Source organism: uncultured Tateyamaria sp. (genome assembly GCF_947503465.1).
GTDB lineage: Bacteria > Pseudomonadota > Alphaproteobacteria > Rhodobacterales > Rhodobacteraceae > Tateyamaria.
This window is the reverse complement of the sequence record NZ_CANNDN010000001.1, coordinates 2,335,717-2,354,272: the sequence shown is the minus strand read 5'-3', so window position 1 is coordinate 2,354,272 and position 18,556 is coordinate 2,335,717. Positions and strand designations below refer to the sequence as shown.

Annotated in this window: 17 protein-coding genes; 8 read left to right on the top strand and 9 right to left on the bottom strand. The window is 62.5% G+C overall.

Annotated features, from left to right (window positions below):
- Nucleotides 1-80: 80 nt before the first annotated feature.
- On the bottom strand, nt 81-1,004 hold the full coding sequence (locus Q0844_RS11735) for an AEC family transporter (protein ID WP_299044943.1): 924 nt from the start codon (nt 1,002-1,004) through the stop codon (nt 81-83).
- Between the two features lie 164 nt (nt 1,005-1,168).
- Here Q0844_RS11735 and Q0844_RS11730 point away from each other — a divergent pair, with 164 nt between their 5' ends.
- The 3 genes from Q0844_RS11730 to Q0844_RS11720 all read left to right on the top strand — a co-directional run bounded on the left by Q0844_RS11730 (nt 1,169) and on the right by Q0844_RS11720 (nt 5,798).
- Nucleotides 1,169-1,786 (top strand): TetR/AcrR family transcriptional regulator, encoded by a 618-nt coding sequence (locus tag Q0844_RS11730; protein WP_299044941.1) that lies wholly within the window; start codon nt 1,169-1,171, stop codon nt 1,784-1,786.
- A gap of 77 nt (nt 1,787-1,863) precedes the next feature.
- A complete protein-coding gene (locus Q0844_RS11725; protein ID WP_299044939.1) occupies nt 1,864-3,522 on the top strand; it encodes a DNA polymerase Y family protein in 1,659 nt (552 codons plus the stop codon).
- A gap of 389 nt (nt 3,523-3,911) precedes the next feature.
- A complete protein-coding gene (locus tag Q0844_RS11720) occupies nt 3,912-5,798 on the top strand; it encodes a hypothetical protein (protein WP_299044937.1) in 1,887 nt (628 codons plus the stop codon).
- Nucleotides 5,799-5,853: 55 nt separating this feature from the next.
- Here the strand turns inward: Q0844_RS11720 and paaK are convergent, their stop codons facing one another.
- Together paaK and paaI are read right to left on the bottom strand one after the other, a co-directional pair.
- Complete coding sequence (gene paaK, locus Q0844_RS11715; RefSeq protein WP_299044935.1) at nt 5,854-7,131, bottom strand: phenylacetate--CoA ligase PaaK; 1,278 nt, start codon at nt 7,129-7,131, stop codon at nt 5,854-5,856.
- The gene (gene paaI, locus Q0844_RS11710) at nt 7,128-7,562 is read right to left on the bottom strand and encodes a hydroxyphenylacetyl-CoA thioesterase PaaI (RefSeq protein WP_299044933.1); all 435 of its coding nucleotides are present in this window, start codon (nt 7,560-7,562) and stop codon (nt 7,128-7,130) included. Before paaI ends, paaK begins: the two co-directional genes overlap by 4 nt.
- A 115-nt stretch (nt 7,563-7,677) precedes the next feature.
- On the opposite strand from paaI, the gene Q0844_RS11705 reads away from it, so the two are divergent.
- Entirely contained in the window at nt 7,678-8,025 is a 348-nt protein-coding gene (locus Q0844_RS11705) for a DUF2794 domain-containing protein (RefSeq protein ID WP_299045298.1), read from the top strand.
- Between the two features lie 89 nt (nt 8,026-8,114).
- On the opposite strand, the gene Q0844_RS11700 is transcribed toward Q0844_RS11705, so the two are convergent.
- The 3 genes from Q0844_RS11700 to Q0844_RS11690 all read right to left on the bottom strand — a co-directional run bounded on the left by Q0844_RS11700 (nt 8,115) and on the right by Q0844_RS11690 (nt 10,669).
- Nucleotides 8,115-8,885, bottom strand: coding sequence for an NlpC/P60 family protein (locus Q0844_RS11700; protein ID WP_299044931.1), 771 nt, complete (start codon nt 8,883-8,885; stop codon nt 8,115-8,117).
- Nucleotides 8,882-10,252, bottom strand: coding sequence for a M17 family metallopeptidase (locus tag Q0844_RS11695; protein ID WP_299044929.1), 1,371 nt, complete (start codon nt 10,250-10,252; stop codon nt 8,882-8,884). Before Q0844_RS11695 ends, Q0844_RS11700 begins: the two co-directional genes overlap by 4 nt.
- Nucleotides 10,253-10,324: 72 nt before the next feature.
- Nucleotides 10,325-10,669 (bottom strand): hypothetical protein, encoded by a 345-nt coding sequence (locus Q0844_RS11690; RefSeq protein WP_299044927.1) that lies wholly within the window; start codon nt 10,667-10,669, stop codon nt 10,325-10,327.
- Nucleotides 10,670-10,880: 211 nt separating this feature from the next.
- Here Q0844_RS11690 and Q0844_RS11685 point away from each other — a divergent pair, with 211 nt between their 5' ends.
- Genes Q0844_RS11685 through Q0844_RS11675 form a run of 3 tightly spaced genes read left to right on the top strand, consistent with a single transcriptional unit; the run spans nt 10,881 to nt 12,849 of the window.
- Nucleotides 10,881-11,531 carry a carbonic anhydrase gene (locus Q0844_RS11685; protein ID WP_299044925.1) on the top strand — a complete coding sequence of 217 codons (651 nt, stop codon included), beginning with the start codon at nt 10,881-10,883 and terminating at the stop codon, nt 11,529-11,531.
- A gap of 24 nt (nt 11,532-11,555) precedes the next feature.
- Nucleotides 11,556-12,533, top strand: coding sequence for a sodium-dependent bicarbonate transport family permease (locus Q0844_RS11680; RefSeq protein ID WP_299044923.1), 978 nt, complete (start codon nt 11,556-11,558; stop codon nt 12,531-12,533).
- Between the two features lie 4 nt (nt 12,534-12,537).
- On the top strand, nt 12,538-12,849 hold the full coding sequence (locus tag Q0844_RS11675) for a transcriptional regulator (protein WP_299044921.1): 312 nt from the start codon (nt 12,538-12,540) through the stop codon (nt 12,847-12,849).
- Nucleotides 12,850-13,324: 475 nt separating this feature from the next.
- Here the strand turns inward: Q0844_RS11675 and Q0844_RS11670 are convergent, their stop codons facing one another.
- From Q0844_RS11670 to Q0844_RS11660, 3 genes are all read right to left on the bottom strand, one after another.
- On the bottom strand, nt 13,325-14,938 hold the full coding sequence (locus Q0844_RS11670; RefSeq protein WP_299044919.1) for a DUF4139 domain-containing protein: 1,614 nt from the start codon (nt 14,936-14,938) through the stop codon (nt 13,325-13,327).
- Nucleotides 14,939-15,037: 99 nt separating this feature from the next.
- The gene (locus Q0844_RS11665) at nt 15,038-16,060 is read right to left on the bottom strand and encodes an aspartate-semialdehyde dehydrogenase (protein ID WP_299044918.1); all 1,023 of its coding nucleotides are present in this window, start codon (nt 16,058-16,060) and stop codon (nt 15,038-15,040) included.
- A 63-nt stretch (nt 16,061-16,123) separates the two neighbouring features.
- Nucleotides 16,124-17,296, bottom strand: coding sequence for an MFS transporter (locus Q0844_RS11660; RefSeq protein ID WP_299044916.1), 1,173 nt, complete (start codon nt 17,294-17,296; stop codon nt 16,124-16,126).
- Between the two features lie 107 nt (nt 17,297-17,403).
- Between Q0844_RS11660 and Q0844_RS11655 the strand changes: the two genes are divergently transcribed.
- Nucleotides 17,404-18,531, top strand: coding sequence for a DUF3095 domain-containing protein (locus tag Q0844_RS11655; protein ID WP_299044914.1), 1,128 nt, complete (start codon nt 17,404-17,406; stop codon nt 18,529-18,531).
- Nucleotides 18,532-18,556 lie beyond the last annotated feature (25 nt).

Sequence of the window (18,556 nt, the reverse complement as noted above, 5' to 3'; positions counted from 1 at the left end):
TTCCTCCCTCGCTAGCGGGCGTACGCGCTTGCGGCAAGTTGCGGGAGCCTCCGGCGGTCGTATTTTTGGTCGAAAGAAGATCAACTGACCCAGGCAATGACCGCTGTGAGGGTTGCGATGCTGATCGCGGTCGAGACCAGGATGGCCGCTGACACGCGTTGCGGGGCGACCCCGTAGTGCTGGGCGAGGATGTAGACGTTTCCGGCCACGGGCATGGCGGCGCAGGCAATGATCATGGCGGTGCCGAAGTCCGATACGCCAAAAAGGTAGAGGGCCGAGAACGCGACGAAGGCCGGGTGCAGCACCAGCTTGCAAAAGCTGAGCCATCCCGCGATCTGCACCCGTTCCGCCGATTTGGTCGCAAGCGAGGCGCCGATGGCAAAGAGGGCACCCGGCGTGGCGGCGCCCCCGAGGATCGACAGGAAATCATTCATCGGGTCGGGGATCGGGATTTGCAGGCCCGACCACAAGAGGCCAAGTGCCATCGCGACAATCATGGGGTTCCTGATCAGGCCAAGGCCAACAACCTTGAATATTGCGGGCGACATGCGGCCATCGCGGCTGACCGTGATCAGGATGACAATGAGGCTGGAGAAGATGATCAAGTCGGTCGCCAGCACCAGCATGACCGGGCCGATGGCTTCGGGTCCAAAGAGCAGGGCCAGCATGGGCAGGCCGAGAAACCCCACATTGCCGATGACGGCGCATTGCGCCTCGACTGCGTTGGTTTCGACATCCAGCCCCCTGAGAAAGCCGACCATGGTCGCGATGCCATAGACGAAAGCCGTGCCCCAGAGGTAGGCGGCCACCAGGCGGCCATCCCAGACCTGCGCCAATTCCAGGTTCGCGGCGAAGCGGAAGATCATGGCCGACAGCGCAAAGTAAAATACGAACTTGGTGAGGTACGCGGTTGCCTCTTCGGTAAAGAAACGGGTCCGCCCGGCCCAGTAACCCAGCCCGATCAGGGCAAAAAAGGGAAGCGTTTTGAAAAGGATGGGCAGCATGACCTCTGGATAGCTTGTGAGCGGCCCGCAATCTACTGCTGATCTTCACCTCCCGGCCATACGGGGCTGCTGACACAATATGTCATGTCCCTGCGGCGGTTTTTCTTATAGAAAGTGAACGAGGCGGTTTATATTGTGTTTCACTCCGCAAGACAGGAAGGCAGATGAACGACGCCACCCCCATCGTCCGCAAGGGCCGGAAGTTTGACCAGGTTCTGGATGGTGCACGCGACGTGTTCATGGTTGACGGTTTCGAAGGCGCAAGCGTGGACGACATCGCCCGCGCGGCAGGTGTCAGCAAGGCGACGCTTTACAGCTATTTTCCTGACAAGCGCCTGTTGTTCATGGAAGTGGCCAACATGGAATGCGCACGTCAAAGCCAGGATGCCATCGACAATATCGACTTGACCGCCCCGCCGCGCGACGTGCTGTGTCAGGCGGGCAGGCATTTCCTGCGCTTTATCACGTCGAAATTCGGCCAGCAGATCTTTCGGATCTGTGTGGGGGAATCGGACCGCTTTCCCGAGATCGGGCGCGCCTTTTACAAGTCGGGACCCGAACGTATGCGGGCCGAAATGGGCGAGTATTTCCAGGCGGCCGTGGCGCGCGGCGAATTGCAGATCGAGGATTTTACCCTGGCTGCCGATCAGTTTGGCGAGTTGTGCAAGGCCGACATCTGGCCGCGTCTGATGTTCGGGGTGATCGATACGGTCACGGATGCCGATATCGACCGGGTTGTCGACAGCGCGGTCGAGACCTTTCTGGCCCGCTACGGCGCCTGATTTACCGTTTCTGATGTCTCGACTCGGGTCCCCGACTCAGCGTATCCAGATTTAGAACAAAATGCGAACATTTGGTGATGTCCGACCGTCGTATCCTGTCCATCTGGTTCCCTCGGCTGGGGGTCGAGCGTCTGATCCGTCGTCAGCCTATGCTGGTCGATCAGCCTGTGGCCGTTGTGGAAGAGCACCAGAACATGCAGGTTATCACAAGTCTGAACGGTGTTGCGCAGGTCGACGGCTTGCAGATCGGTCAGCCGGTGCGCGACGCCCATGCGATGTGTCCCGGATTGCTGACCTTTCCCCGGTCACAACAGGCCGAAACCCGGTTTCTTGAGGCCTTGCAGCGCTGGGCGGGCAAATTTTCCCCCTGGGTCGCACCGGAGGATGGGGATGCGCTGGTGGTGGATCTGACCGGCTGCGCGCATCTGTTCGGGGGAGAGCCGCAGTTGATGCAGGTGGTGCAGGATGACTGTACCGATCTGGGCCTGAGCGTGCTGATGGGCATGGCCGATACGCGCGGGGCGGCCTGGGCGCTGGCGCGGTATGCAGGCAAGGCGGCAGGGTCGGACCGGTCGGGGGATTCCATTGATCAGGAGGCACGTGCCACGCGGTCCCGTGCAGGCAAGCGCCGGCACTGGACCAAGGGAGGTGCGGCCCCGGCGGTGGCGGCGCACGCCCCTGATGTCACACGCATTGCGCCCCCCGGTCAGACCTATGGTGCGCTGTCGCCCCTGCCCATCGCAGCGCTGCGGTTGGACCCGGAGATGACGGCGCAACTGGGCCGGTTGGGTCTGCGTCGGGTGGGGGATCTGCTGGGGCAACCGCGCGCTGGGCTGGCGCGCCGGTTTGGCCGGGGTCTGGTGCTGCGGCTGGATCAGGCGATGGGCAGCGCGCCGGAACCTGTGTCACCGGCCAAGCCGCCGGATCATTTTGCGGTGCGCATGACCCTGCCCGATCCCATTGGCCTGGCCGAGGACGTGATGGCAGCCATCGACCGGACCTTGCCGCGCCTCTGCAAGATGTTGGAGGACAAGGGAAAAGGCGCGCGGCACGTGATGTTGCAGGCCTATCGCAGCGACCATGCGGTCGAGGTGATCGAGGTTGGTCTGGCCCGGCCAACCCATGATCCGCACCGTATCCGCCCCTTGTTGGAAATGAAGATCGAGGAGATCGACGCGGGCTTTGGCATCGACATGATCCGGGTGCTGGCCACGCAGGTCGAACCCATCCATGACGTGATGACCGTGGGCCACCGCGAGGCGGGCGCGGCGGTGCAGGCGCGTCTGAACAATGCAAATGCGCTGGACGATCTGATCGGTCGGCTGGGCGCGCGTGTGGGTTTGGACGCCATCAGGCGCTTTGAACCGGCCGACAGCAATATCCCTGAAAAGTCGCACAAAATCCTGTCCGCCGCCTGGTCCAAACCACATGAGGGGCCGTGGCCGAAGCCCACGAACCCGCGCCCCTTGCTGTTGTGGCATCCCGAGCCGGTGCATGCGCCGGCCACACCCAAGATGCCACAGACCTTTCGCTGGCGCGGCATGGACCTGACCCGGCAGCGCGCCATCGGGCCTGAACGCATTGCACCCGAATGGTGGCTGGACGATCCGAACTGGCGGTCGGGGACGCGGGATTACTGGGTGACGGATACGACGGACGGGCAGCGGCTGTGGTTGTTCTATGCCCATGGGGGCGGCATGTCGCCGGGGTGGTTCTGTCACGGGTCGTTCGCCTGACGGGGCACCGTACGCGCAACACCTGCAGGCCGTGCGACAGGGTCCGATCGAAACAGGGCCGTTAACCCCTGCAAACAAGGCGGTTGGCCTGGTCACAACCCGTACACAGCCTGTACACACCCTGTGCACCGGTCGTACCCCGAAATGGTCAAATGGCAGGGGTTAACGGGGCGAACGGTCCGGTTTGTTACCGAAACCTTAACGCTGGTCGCCATAGAAAACTAGACCGCAGCAAGACATGCAGCCAAAGACGACTTCCCGTATTGGTAGGCATAACGGCTGCACAAAAGCAATAAAAATATGAGGTAACAGCGCCGCTCTTTAGAGTTGATTTCAACCCTGAGTGGATATTCCATACGGGCACGGATTATCGAGCAATTGAGGAAAAGATGTTACACAAAATCCTATTTCGAAGCGCGGCCCTTGTGGCTGCATCAGCCACCCTTGCCCATGCGGACCCATCCGCCGTGTTGCCCTCCGACACCGCGATGAGCTGCACATTGGATCAGGACACATTCAACACCGACTGGGCCAAGATCACGTTCCCCGAAGGATCACTGGCGGCCAGGATCGTCGGCGACGGACCGGTTGGCCCGGCCTATGACAAGACATCGGGCATGGTGTACGTCTTTCCGGCGGACGGTCCGAATTTCACCGAGAACCTGAGCGGCGACTACGCCAACGAAAACACCAATTGTTCGTTCTTCAAATGGTCGTCGCAGATGTTCCTGTGGCTGACATCGACCGTGACGGATGATCTGTGCCAGGCGGGTCAGGCGTGCACCTTCCCGAACGAACAGCCCGGTGACGACCCTAGCTATGTCTTTTCGAGCGAGTTCTTCTATCGTCTGGATGGCGACAGCCTTGAGGTGCAGGGCGCAGGGGTCACGACGGGACTGGCACGCGGATCGAAGACCGACCAGGTGAACGACACGGTTGCACAGGCGGGCAGCGACGGGGTTCTGTTTCTGACGCCGGCCACACAACCAACCGCGGATGATCCCGCGCCGCTGGTTTACTACAGCGTCCATACCAACCGCCCCTTTGGCTATGTTCGGGCGCAAAAACTGGCAGAGCCGTCGTCGACCACGTTCGAGGAGTTTCCGGCGGATCACACTTCGATCTGTCAGGCGCTGATCTACGGGCTGGTGAATGACTATGCCTCGACTTCGGGCGAACAGGGCGCGTTGAACGCAATGTTCCTGCTGTCCTTCTGTCTGGATGTCGTGGCCGAGGACGTGATCAAAGAGATCATCGCGGCCTTTGAGGCAGCCGAGTCCGAGCTGGGGCCCGTCATCGCCGGTGCGATCGGTGGCAACGCGGACGATATCGAAAAGGCCAAGACACTTGTCGCGGCCCAGAGCGGCGCGACCATTCCCAGCCTTGAGATGGCCATTGACTACCTGTCCATGGCGATGGAGCTGAAGGCGGCATGGGTTCCTGCCTATGCGCTGGCCGATACGTCCGGTTACCTGCTGAGCCAGGCGAGCCTGCCCACCTACACCACCAATGCGGACGGTTCGATGAGCCAAACGGGCAGCACGGAGGCCACGGTTGCCCTGGTCGGGTTGCACGTCGTGGGGTCCGTGAAGGGGCATCCAGAGATGATCTGGGCCACGTTCGAGCATTACAACAATGCGCCCAACACCGCCTATGCCTACACCGATGCGGGCGGTGCCATGAAGGTGCATGCCGACACGTTGATGGCGGATGCACAGGCGTGGTTGTTTGCGGACGGGTCGATGGCCGGTTTGAACCAGGAATTTGGTCAATTCGTTGGTCCGAAATCAGGCTCTGGCGACGCGCCGATCATCACGAAGGCGTCGGGCAACACGGGCGCGCTGGATACGCCGACAAATGTCATGCGTCTCAGCCCGTGGGGCAGCACCGCGGATGCGTCAAGTGCGGCCACGAATTCAGAGATGATTTCGAACAACATCCAGGTGTTGAACGCGCTGAAAGGGTTTTACAGCACCGTTGGGGTTGATGCGCCCAAGGATCCGCGTCTGAATTACATCCTGACCGGGTCAAGCTGGGGCACGAAGGGGGCGTTTCCGACCTATTCCGACAGCCCGCCGGATCTGAACATCTCGGGCACGCCCGCGATGGAGAACGCCACGCTTGAGACGTTCACCCAGACCTTTGGCACCACCATGAATACGGCGGGCTGCTTTTCCTGCCATGCCGTGTCGAAGTCGAGCGAGACCACCCCCGGATGGAAGTTTGGTGTGAGCCATATCTTCGGGTCGATCACGTCGGTTGGCAAAAACCAATAGAACCCTCACCACTCAGGAACTGGAAGGGGGCCTTCGGGTCCCCTTTTTTTTTTGCTCAGCGTCTGTCGATGATCCGCACGGCCTTGCCCTGCGATCTGGCAACAGACCCTTCGGTGCCCACCGTCACCTGGACCGAGATGCCGATACTGTCCTTGATCCGGGCGGCCAGCGCGGCACCGGCGGCCGGGTCCGTCCCCTCGCACAGCACGCGCATCTGATCCATGCGGTCGGGTTTGGTCAGTTCGATCTGAAAATGCGGGGCAAGGCCGGGCGTGGCCATCAGGCATTCTTCGATCTGGGTGGGAAAGACGTTGACGCCACGCAGGATGATCATGTCGTCGCTGCGCCCGGTCACCTTTTCCATCCGGCGCATGCTGCGCGCGGTGCCCGGCAAAAGCCGGGTCAGGTCGCGGGTGCGGTAGCGGATGATGGGAAACGCCTCCTTGGTGAGCGAGGTGAATACCAATTCGCCCATCGCGCCGTCTGCGACGGGTTGCCCCGTTTCAGGGTCGATGATTTCGGGGAAAAAGTGGTCTTCCCAGATATGCAGGCCGTCCTTGGTCTCGACACATTCCATGGACACGCCGGGGCCGATGACCTCGGACAGGCCGTAGATATCGACGGCGTGCATGTCGAAGGCCTGTTCGATTTCGACGCGCATCGCGTTGGTCCAGGGTTCGGCGCCAAAGATCCCAACCTCGAGCGACGAGGCGCGCGGGTCGATCCCTTGGGCGTTGAATTCGTCCAGCACGGACAGGGCATAGGACGGGGTCACCGTGATCCCCTTGGGTTTGAAGTCCTCGATCAGGCGGACCTGGCGCGGGGTCATGCCGCCCGAGATCGGGATGGTGGTCAGCCCCAGCGCGTCTGCACCCAGATGGATGCCGAGGCCCCCGGTAAACAGGCCGTAGCCATAGGCGTTGTGCAGAAGGTCGCCCGGTTGCAGGCCAGCGGCGCGCAGGGAGCGCGCGACGACCTGCCCCCAATTTGCAAGGTCCGTTTCGGTGTAGCCGACGACGGTGGGCTGGCCCGTCGTGCCCGAGGATGCGTGGATGCGCTTTACCTGGTTGCGCGGGACGGCGAACATGCCAAACGGATAATTGGCGCGCAGGTCCTGTTTGGTTGTGAAGGGGAATTTGGCAAGGTCGGCGAGGGTGCGCACATCATCCGGGTGCACGCCCGCCGCGTCAAAAGCGGCCGTGTAATGCGGCACGTTCCTGTAGGCGTGTGTCAGCGACCATTTCAGCCGCTCAAGCTGGACCGCTTCGATTTCGTCGCGGCTGGCGATTTCGATTGGATCAAGCGTGTCGCGTGCGGGTGTGAGGTCTTTCATTCTGCTTCCTCGTCGAAATGGGTGCCTGAAACGGTGCGTGACAGGCCACGAAAGAGCGCGATCTGGCGATCATCGTCGCCGGTAACGACCACATCATATGTGCCGGAGCGCCGGTGGCGCGCAATTTCGGTGGCCGTGGCTGTAAGCACTTCGTCCGGCTGGCCGGGCGTTATGTAGGTGATCTGGTTCGTCTGGGCGACTGCCAGTTGGTTGTATGTGTTGCAAGCAAACGCAAAGGCGCTGTCGGCGAGGGAAAAGATCATGCCCCCATGACAGATACCGTGCCCGTTCAGCATGTGTTTGCGCACCTGCATGGTCAGGGTGGCCGTGCCTGGCCCCACCTGAACGATCCGCATGCCCAGCGCCTGGCTGGCCTGATCTGTCGCCCACATGGCGTCGGCGCAGCGCTGGGCGCGCTCTTCGGGGGTCATCCGGCATCCTCCCCATGCGTTTCAGACTGGCGCGATCTTGCCGTTGTTCTGTAACATGTTCAAGCGCGTTGGCATGGCTCTTGAAATTGTGGGCGGCCCGCGCGACTGTGGCACCATGACGTTCCACACGCCTCCTCCTTCAAACCTGCGCGAAATGCCAAGCCCTCAGGTCGCTTTTCACCGGACCGAGTTGTCGGTGATCCTGTCGCTGTACGGACGAATGGTGGCCGCGGGTGAGTGGCGGGACTACGGCATATCCTGTCTGCGTGATGTGGCGGTGTTTTCGGTGTTTCGCCGCACGGCCGAACATCCGATCTACCGGATCGAAAAGCGACCGAAACTGCGTGGCAAGCAAGGCATGTATGCCGTCATTGGGGTTGACGGCCAAGTGCTGCGCCGGGGGCAGGATCTGAAGACCGTGCTGCGCGTTCTGGAGCGCAAGCTGATCCGGGCGGTCGAGTGATTGAGCGCTGACGCGCACGCGATTCATATGTGCTGACGAGGGGCCCTGCCCCTCGAGCTCCCCGAAGTATTTTTGGCCAGAAGAAGGTATCAGGGCCGTTTGTGGCCGGTGATGGGGCCGCCGCCTTTTTCCGCGATGCGGACGGTGGCGGTGTCGATGGGTTCTTCGACCACCGACATGTGGAATGCATTGGCGTGGATCATGTGTGTGTGCGACGTGACCAACGCCACATGTCCTTTCCAGAACAGCAGGTCGCCGGGCGCACAGGTGCCCGTGGCATCCTCAAATGCCGCTTGCTGTTGGTCGCTGTCGCCGGGGCAGGTTGTGCCCGCAGCCGTCAGCGCGATCTGCGTCAGGCCAGAGCAGTCGATGCCCGCGCGTGTGTTTCCGCCCCAGAGGTAGGGCGTGCCCAGAAACAGCCGCGCGGTCTGGATGGCGTCTGCGGTGCAGGGCAGGCTGGATATGTGGGCCTTGGGGATGTGACCGAACGCCGTTTCGATGAAGTCCGGCGTATCCGCGCGCGCCGTCAGACGCGCGCCAAAGCTGAGCGCCGCGGTTTCCGGGGACTTGATGCTTGCATCGCGATACGCGTGCGCGGCGGCTGCCGTGACCATATGCGTGTGATCGGTCACGGGTCCGATGGCCGCCAGAGCGACAAAACCGACATAGCCATCCAGGTCCGCGCGGATATAGGCATGGCCGTCCGTGTGCCCGAGCACGGTGACCTTGGCCCCGGCGATGAGTTGCCTGTCCCGCGCCCCATGCGGACGTGCCAGCAAGTCCACGTGGGGCGCGATGACCTGGCCCGGCGTGGTCCCATCCACCAGGTGCGGGTCCGGTGTTGTTCTGCGGTCGATCACAGGTTCAGCATCTTTGGCAACGCGTCCAGCACGGCACGCGTGCCCTGGCCAACGCCGCCCTTGGCCCGGGCCGGTGCGTCGGACGGTTGCCAGCCGTAAATGTCGAAATGCACATAGGGCGCCGTGTCGACGAAACGGCGCAGGAACAGGGCCGCCGTGATCGAACCGGCGAACCCGCCTTTGGGTGCATTGTCGAGATCGGCTATGCCGGGTTCGATCATCGCCTCGTAGGGCGTGTGGAAGGGCATTCGCCAGACGGGGTCCGCCGTGGCCGTCGCCGCCGTTTCCAACGCATCCGCCAGCGCCCCGTCATCCGTGTAGTACGGTGCAAGGTCCGGGCCGACAGCGACCCGGGCGGCACCGGTCAGCGTCGCCATCGAGATGATCAGATCGGGGTGGCCTTCGTCGGCAAGGGCCAGCGCATCGGCCAGCACCAGCCGTCCTTCGGCATCGGTGTTGTTGATTTCGACCGTGAGGCCCTTGCGGCTGGTCAGGATATCCTGCGGGCGGAACGCATTGCCCGAGACGCTGTTTTCCACCGCCGGGATCAGAACGCGCAACTGGACCTGCAGTCCGGTCGACATGATCATGTGGGCCAGGCCAAGGACAGCGGCAGAGCCACCCATATCCTTTTTCATCAGCCCCATCGAAGCGCCGGGTTTGAGGTTGAGACCCCCGGTATCAAAGCAGACCCCCTTGCCCACCAGCGTCAGTTTCGGGCCGGTTGTGCCCCACGTGAGATCGATGAGGCGCGGGGCCCTGTCAGCCGCGCGGCCCACCGTGTGGATCATCGGGAAGTTCTGCGCCAGGAGGTCGTCGCCGGTGATCACGGCAATGGTGGCGTCAAACTGATGTGCGAGGTCTTGTGCCGCCCGTTCAAGGTCGGGCGGTCCCATGTCCGAGGCGGGCGTGTTGATCAGGGTGCGCGTGAGCGCCTCGCCCTGGGCAATCGCCTCGACCCGCGCGGGGTCGATCCCGTCCGGTGCGACCAGTTTGGCGCCCATGGCCGGCTGATCCTTGTAGCGGTCGAACCGGTAGCCGGAGAGCAGCCAACCCAAGGCTTCGGTTTCCAATGTGGCCGGGGGCAAGTCGGTCGCGAGGCGGTATGTCCCAGCGGGCAGCTTTGCGGCGCCGGCCGCGAGGTGGAACCGCCCCCGTGCACGGGTTGCCGCATTGCCGTAGCCGATCACGGCCACGTCGCCGCCGGGCAACAACAGCGCCTGACCCAGGGCCCCGGAGAACCCGTGCGCCTGTGCCCAGTCCCGTTCCGCGTCCGGCTGCGTTTCCAGCCATGTTTGCGCGCTTGTGTCGTCCAGCACATGAACGGTTCGGGTCGCGTCATCCGGGGTGGCAAAGCGTAGCGTCATGGGAGAGATCCTGCGATGTCAGATGGGGCCGACCCTAGTCTGTTTGCGCATCACCGCAAGGGCGCCCGGGCGTCAGATCTTGATATCCTGCAAGTCCCAAATGGCGGTCAACGACCCTTCGCCCGTGCGCAGCAGACGGCCCAGCGTGGCGGCCAGCGCGACCTGATCGCGGTATTCGGAACAGGTGACGACGTCGTTCGCCACGCGGGCCAGCACGTCCATGCCGATCTGGTCCGCAATGGCGATCAGGGATTTGGCCGACCGGCGCAATTCGTCCAGGTCGCCCTTGCGATACAGGCGATCGCAATGCGCCATGCGCAGGGCCAACTCTTCCATCGCGCGGCACACCACGTCCTCTGCACTGGCCGGGTCCATTTCCCCGTACAGGGAATTCAAGCGGTCATGGTTGACCTGCACGGGTTCGTGCAGCTGAATCTGTGTTACTGTTGACAAAACGTCACCTCTACTCACCCAAAAGTCGGTCCGCCCCCACGGCTTGATCGGGTGATAGATCACAGACCCTTCCCAAATCCTTATGCCGGGGCGGTCTTTTCGCTCGAATTTGGTGACAAATGGGGATAATCACCGCGTTCAACGGACACGAGGACAGGCAGACCGGGGACGCACCATGCACAGGATGAAGCCACTTCCCAGCTTTCTTTTGCAGCGCTATCAGGGGTGGAAGGCGACGACCTATGCCGAAAACAGCGCCTGGTACCAACGGCTGGCCACCGAAGGACAACGCCCGCGCGCGATGATCATTTCCTGCTGTGACAGCCGGGTGAATGTCACGTCGATCTTCGGGGCCGATCAGGGTGAATTCTTTGTCCATCGCAACATTGCCAATCTGGTGCCGCCATATGAGCCGGATGGTGAACATCACGGCACGTCTGCGGCCGTCGAATATGCCGTCACCGTGCTGAAGGTCGCCCATCTGGTGGTGCTGGGTCATTCGCGCTGCGGGGGCGTACAGGGCTGTATCGACATGTGTGAAGGCCGCGCGCCGGAGCTGGAGGAGAAGGGCAGTTTCGTTGGTCGCTGGATGGATATCCTGCGTCCGAAATTCCCCGAGGTCGCCGACATGTCCGTGCCTGAAACCAAGGCCGAGCGGCTGGAACAGCTGGCCGTTGTCACGTCGATGGAAAACCTCATGTCCTTCCCCTTTGTCGAAGAGCGGGTGAACGCGGGTTCGCTGAGCATCCATGGGCTGCGCATGGACATCGAGAATGGCGGCCTGAGCCAATTCATGGGCAAGACGCTCGACTTTCAACCGGTCTAGGCCGGGCGATCCAAGGGGACAGATGTGGACCAGATCCTGAGCCTTGCGGCGACAAACCTTTTGTCGCCCATCATCCTGAGTTTTGCGCTGGGTGTGGCGGCGTCGCTGGCGCGGTCTGATCTGAACATTCCCGAGGCGGTGGCCAAGGGCATGTCCATCTACCTGCTGTTTGCAATCGGCTTCAAAGGCGGCGTCAGCGTGGCCGATCATGGGATCGACGGCACGCTGGCGGCGTCGCTGTTGGCGGGGATCGTATTGTCGGCCGCGCTGCCCATCGTCGCCTTTGGCCTGTTGCAGGTCATGGGGAACCTCAGCCGTCTGGATGCGGCGGCGGTTGCGGCGCATTACGGGTCCATTTCCATTGTGACCTTTGTTGCGGCCACATCCGTGTTGGACAGCAGCGGCATTGCATCCGAAGGCTATATGGTGGCGGTGGCCGCCGCGATGGAAGCCCCGGCGATCCTGTCTGCGCTATGGCTGATTTCGCGGGGCGGAGACAGCCGGCGCATGGACCCCGAATTGATGCGAGAGATCATGTTGAACGGGTCCATTGTTCTGTTGGTGGGCAGTTTCCTGATCGGCTGGGCCACAGGCGTGGACGGGTTGGCCAAGATCGAGGCGTTCATCGTGTCCCCGTTCCAGGGCGTCTTGTGCCTGTTCCTTCTGGACATGGGGCTGGTCGCGGGCCGTGGCCTGCGCGGCGGATCGGGCGTGTTGAAGCCTGGCGTTTTGACCTTTGGCGTCGTGATGCCGTTGGTTGGCGCGACCTTTGGCTGTGCCGCCGGGCTGTTTTTGGGGGTCAGCACGGGGGGCGTGGCGCTGTTCATGGTTCTGTCGGCCTCGGCCAGCTATATCGCCGTGCCCGCAGCCATGCGCGTGGCCCTGCCCGAGGCGAACCCGTCCATCTACCTGACCCTGTCACTGGGGGTCACCTTTCCATTCAACCTGACGCTGGGCATTCCGATCTATGTGGCCGTCGCCAGCGCCCTGACCGGAGGATAAGCCCATGCAAACCCATAAGGCCAAGCGCGTCGCCATCATCATCGAGCAGGTCATGCAAAGCCGGTTGACGGGTGCACTGTCTGATGCGGGCGTGACCGGGTGGACAGTGTTGCCGGTGCTGGGTGGGTCGGGCCGGTCCGGCGCCTGGAGCCGTGAAGGCCAGGTCAGCCGTGGCACGGGCATGGTGCAGGTGATCTGCATCATCAAACCCGAGCGGCTGGAAGAGATGCTGGATGCCGCCTTTGCCGTGGTGGAACGCCATATCGGCGTTGTCACCATCAGCGATTGCGAAGTGCTGCGGGCCGAACGGTTCTAGAAAAATGGGCGACGCCTCCCACCGGATGCGCCGCCCAAGACCACTCGTTACCCCACATACCCGCGCGTCACTCACCCCATTCACTGGTTCCTTCACCGCGCGGACATTTCGTGTATCTGCCGTCATTCAACCCATGCGTTGCCGAACTGTTCCCGTCGGTTCACCCAAACCCTTGGGCGGCATTCATGTGATGAAGCGGCATTCTGCCGTTTGGTGATGCAAGCGCATGCACTTGCATCTGGTGGGCAAGTATTCGGCGCATTTGGCCGCGTCGCCCGTTACCCGGGTCTGGTGACCCTTCGATGCCCATCGGTATCGCAGTATGAAATTACCAATGTGTTTCCGGAATCACGTTCTGCTTTAACGACGTCATTGCACCGAAGAAATATCGTTTTTTATCAAATCCTTACGGTGCAGATCGACCTACGTAAAAGTCGAATCAACTCTGTTCCTGGGGCCCTGCGCACACAAAGGGTCACCGAAGGACCTTGTCTTCGGGCCATGTCAGGGTTGTTTGAACGGCGATGGTCCGGCTTTGCCCCGGATCAAGCGACATTTGCCATTCCAGAATGCCGCGCTGATCATCAACGGCATCCACATCGGGTGCTGGGCGGGCGGACCAGTCGATCACCAGATCCTCCTGTTCGGAGAACGGGACCGCGTCACGAACCGAAACGTCCCACGCGCGCGGTGTCAGGTTCTCGATGTCGATGCGAATGTCCTCTGATTCCTGGTTTGACCGGGTGATGAGGCCGCGATCACCTTCGTTGCGGTCCAGAACCGTCCGGGTCAGTCGCAGCCCGTCGATGCGGCCAAAGAACAGCTCGGTTTCCGCGTTTGGTGCCAAGGCGCCGACATCTGTCGTGCCGACCAACTGGCCGTCCACATACAAGAGTGCCCGGCCGGGCAGCAGGATTTCGGCGGTGGTGTTCGTGATCTGAGCCAGCCGAAATGCGGTGTCATCAAAGCGTGGGATCGCGCGGGCACTGACCGTGGCATCCATTTCCAGCCTATCGAGCGCAATCTGCAAATCCTCGCTGCGCGCGTTGATCGTGACCGGGGTGGGAAGCGTGTAGGTAACGCCGATACCTTCGAAATTGGCGGCGGCAACCTCTTCGGCGATCACGGGCGATTCCATGACGGGTGCAACCAGGCCCGTCGCGCTGTCGGCTTGCAGACGTGAGAGTTCGCGCTTTTTTTGCACCGGGTCTTCGATCCTGCGCCGTTGTGGCCAAAGCGTGCTGGGTTCGGATTGCGCGAAAGGTTCGACGGTCGACAACGTCAGTTGAATGTCCGTCCAGTCTTCGTTCGTGAATTGTGAAATCACGGCGCTGCGCGCAATGGACAGCGCCGTGTCGTCCGTCAGGTCCATCTCGTAGACAGGGGCCCAGGAGACACCTGCGGTGAGGTAGGACAGGTCCAGTTCTGCCGAAACCGCTTGGGGGACAGTGACGTTCAGCGACAAGGTGGCAGGCGCTGTGTTGGTGGGCGTCGCGGCATCAAGGGCCGCTTGCGCCTGTGCCAGGGCAAATTCAAGATCGGGACGGTCGCGGCGCAGTTGCCGGGCTTCGGCCTCGGCCGCGCGCATCGCGGCGCGCGCGGCGGTCCCGTCGCTTGCGATCAACTGGCCGATGGCGCGCAGGGTGTCCACATTTGCAGACGCATCCTTGGGGAGGGTGAGGCCATTCAGAAACTGAATCTGGTCCTGGGCCGCCTGGGCAGAGGCCAAAGCCAGCGCAATCCGGTCGTCCAGCGCGGCCAGCGCCTCGGATGCTGCATCAAATGCATCCTTGGCGGCCATCCATTCAGGGGTGCGCGGCGCACGGTAGGGGGTATCCGGTCGCGGCGTCCAACTGCGGGCGGTGATCGTGGCCCCGGTCAGGCGTATGTCCATCGCGTCCAGCGACAGATCCGGGTCCATGTTCCGCAGGTCCAATACGTGCTGGCCTGCGGGCAGGTCAACCGTAGCAGCGCGAGACACCAGCGCCCCTTGCGCATAGACCGTGGCGGCCACCGGCGGGGCTTGCACCACAAAGGTGTCGGCAAGTGCAGGCAAGGGCAGCAGGGCAAGGATCAAGGCGGAGCGCATGGGGATACCTTTTGTTGGATGTCCCCAGTCTGCACCGCATGAGCCAAAAGAAAAGGGGCCAATCGGCCCCTTGTTCCCCGCAAGCTGCGTGCCCGAGCCTTAGCCCTTTTTCAGACACCGCGTGCCCAGCACCTCGGCGATCTGCACCGCGTTCAGGGCCGCGCCCTTGCGCAGGTTGTCCGACACGCACCAGAAGTTCAGGCCGTTGTCTATTGTGCTGTCCTGGCGGATACGGCTGATGAAGGTGGCGAAGTCGCCCACGCATTCGATGGGCGTGACGTAGCCGCCGTCCTCGCGCTTGTCGATCACCATGATCCCCGGCGCTTCGCGCAGGATATCGCGGGCCTCGTCCTCGTCGAGGAACTCCTCGGTCTCGATGTTCACTGCTTCGGAGTGGCCGACGAAGACCGGTACGCGCACGCAAGTGGCCGTGACCTTGATCTTGGGATCGACGATTTTCTTCGTCTCGGCGACCATCTTCCATTCTTCCTTGGTCGAGCCGTCTTCCATGAAGCTGTCGATATGCGGGATCACGTTGAAGGCGATCTGCTTCTGGAATTTCTTGACCTGGATGTCCGACGTCGGGTTGTAGACCGCCTTGGTCTGGTCCCACAGCTCGTCCATCCCTTCCTTGCCCGCGCCGGATACGGATTGGTAGGTGCTGACCACCACGCGCTTGATCTTGGCCCGATCGTGCAGCGGCTTCAGCGCCACGACCATTTGGGCCGTCGAACAGTTGGGGTTGGCGATGATGTTCTTCTTGGCGTAGCCCTCGATCGCGTCGGCGTTCACTTCCGGAACGATCAGCGGGACATCCGGATCATAGCGATAAAGCGACGAATTATCGATGACCACGCACCCGGCCTTGGCCGCCTTGGGCGCGTAAGTCTTGGTCGCGTCCGAGCCGATGGCGAAAAGCGCGATGTCCCAGCCCGTGAAGTCGAATGTGTCGAGGTCTTTCGTCTTGAGCGTCTGATCACCGAACGACACTTCCGTGCCCAGCGAACGACGGCTTGCCAGTACGGCCAGCTCGTCCACGGGAAACTGGCGCTCGGCCAGGATGTTCAGCATTTCGCGGCCCACGTTACCGGTGGCGCCCGCGACGACGACACGATACCCCATAATCGACTCCTTTTCGGGTAGGTGCGAGGGCCTTACACCCAATGTCTGGTGGGGGAAAGGGCGTCAGTCGGTGGCATCACGGCTTAGTGCATAGATCGCCACACCTAACGTCAGGGCGACGGCGAAAAAGCCAAAGATCGCGATGTAAGGGGTGGTTGGGTCGCCGCCTGCCGTGGCGGTGTGAATGCGGCCCGAAATGGTTTGCATGACCCCGACGCCGCCGATGCCAAAAAGGTTCATCAGCGTGACGCCGCGCCCCGTCAGATGCGCGGGGAAAAAGCTGCGCGCATGGGCGATGATCACCGGGAAAGACGCGCCAAGCGCACCAATGGCGGCAAAGAGGATGATGGACGTCCAGGGGCCGGCGTCGATCCAAAGAATGACCAGGGCCAGCATGGCGACCGTCAGGGCGTTGCCTGTAAGGACCACCCACTTGCGCGTGCCAAGGATGCGATCAAGCGGGCCATAGGCGATCGTGCCAAGGATCATGGCAAGGCTCATCACCAGGGTGGCGATACCTATCTGCGCTGTTGTCTGGTCGAAGACGTCGCGCAGGTAGGGCCCGATCCAGAGGCCCCGCACGGCGGCGACTGGGGCGTAGTTGACGAACATGATCGGAAAGATGAACCACAGGACGGGCATCCGTAGCAGGTCCAAGAGAGACCCCGTGCCTGCGTCTTCGGCCTTGGCCGGGTCGCGCACGCTGACCAACACACCCAAGGCAATCGCCGCAGATGCGGCGGCAAGGGACCACATGGCGTTGCGCCACCCCATCGTTTCGACCGCGAAGGCCATCGGATAACTTGAGATCAGATTGCCGATGGTGCCGATCCCGATCATCAGGGCCGCAAGTGTGGCAAAGCGGGCCGGGTCGAACTCGCGTGCGAAGATGTAGAAGCTGGCCATCAGGACGGGCGAACAGCCGATGCCGATAAGCGCCATGGCGGCGTGGATGTGGATGGGACCCTGGGCCAGGGCAAACAGCGCGGCGCCGCCTGCACCGCCGATCAGGAACAGCCAGCCACCGGTCCGGCGGGGTCCCAACGTATCAAGCGCCTTGCCCACGGGCAGTTGCATGAGTGCAAAGGCGAGAAACCAGTAGCCGGACGCGGTCGCGAGGACATCGGGGGTGATGCCCAGCTCGGCCTCCAGGGGGCCGGTCAGCACGGCCAGGAAGGCGCGAAAGAACTGGCTGAGCACATAGGCCAGCGCCAGCAATATCAGTCCGGTTTGCATGGAGGTCTCCGTTCCTTGCGAATTGGGTGGCATGCAGTGGGGGCATGCGCAAGGGTCATTGTTCAAGAGCGGACCCGTGTTAGGGTTGCGCAGGGAAGAGGTGCAAGATGTTCTATGATGACCTGCCGCGGCTGACCACGTTTGACGATGTGGCCGATCTGCGCCGCTACACGCCCCTGCCCGATGACTGGGTTGTCGGTGTGTCCGACATCGTGGGGTCCACGGATGCGGTGGCGGCAGGCAAGTACAAGACGGTGAACATGATCGGGGCGGCTGTGATCTCGGCCCAGATCAATGCGGCCGGAGGGCGCGCCTTTCCATTTGTGTTTGGTGGGGACGGCGCGGCCTTTGCCCATCCGCCCGAGTTTGCGGCAGAGGCCGGGCGGGCCCTGGCCGCCGTCCAGACCTGGGCGCGGGCCGAGTTCGACATGGGGCTGCGGGTCGGTCTGTATGCGGTGGCCGATATTCGGGCCGCCGGACCAGAGGTGGCGGTCGCCCGATACGCGGTGTCGGATGGCGTGGATTATGCCATGTTCGCTGGCGGCGGTGTCAGTTGGGCCGAAGGGCAGATGAAGGCCGGGGCCGAAACCGTGCCATCTGTCCCCGCGGGGACAGAACCGGACCTGACGGGGCTGAGCTGTCGGTGGAGCCATATGAAAGCCCGGAACGGGACGATCCTGTCATTGCTGCTGTCGCCGGTCGAGGGCGTGGAGCAGGCGCGGTTCGGCGCCGTGGTCGAGGCGGTCTTGGCCGAGGTCGCGCATCTGGAGCGGGGCGGGCACCCGTCCCCTCCCGAGGGGCCTGGTACGGATTGGCCGCCCGCCGGAGCGACATTGGAGGCCCATGCCAGTCATGGTGGCAAAGGTGTGAAGGCCCGCAAGCGTCAGGTGTTGTTCGAGACATTGATCGCCTGGGTGCTGATCAAGACGGGCATCAAGCTGGGTGGGTTTGATCCGACCCACTATCGGCGCACCGTTGGCGACAATGCGGATTTCAGGAAATTTGATGACGGGTTGAAGATGACCGTGGATTGCGACGCCGAAACGGTGTCGCGTTTGCGCGCGGTGCTTGACGCTGCGCGTGCGGACGGCGTGGCCCGGTATGGGATGCACACGCAGGACGAGGCGATGATGACCTGCATCGTGCCGTCTATCATGGACGACACGCATGTGCATTTCATCGACGGCGCCGCGGGCGGGTACACGCAGGCTTCGGTTGGATTGAAATCTGAATAGAACGGCAATCAAACGGCGGCGGCGC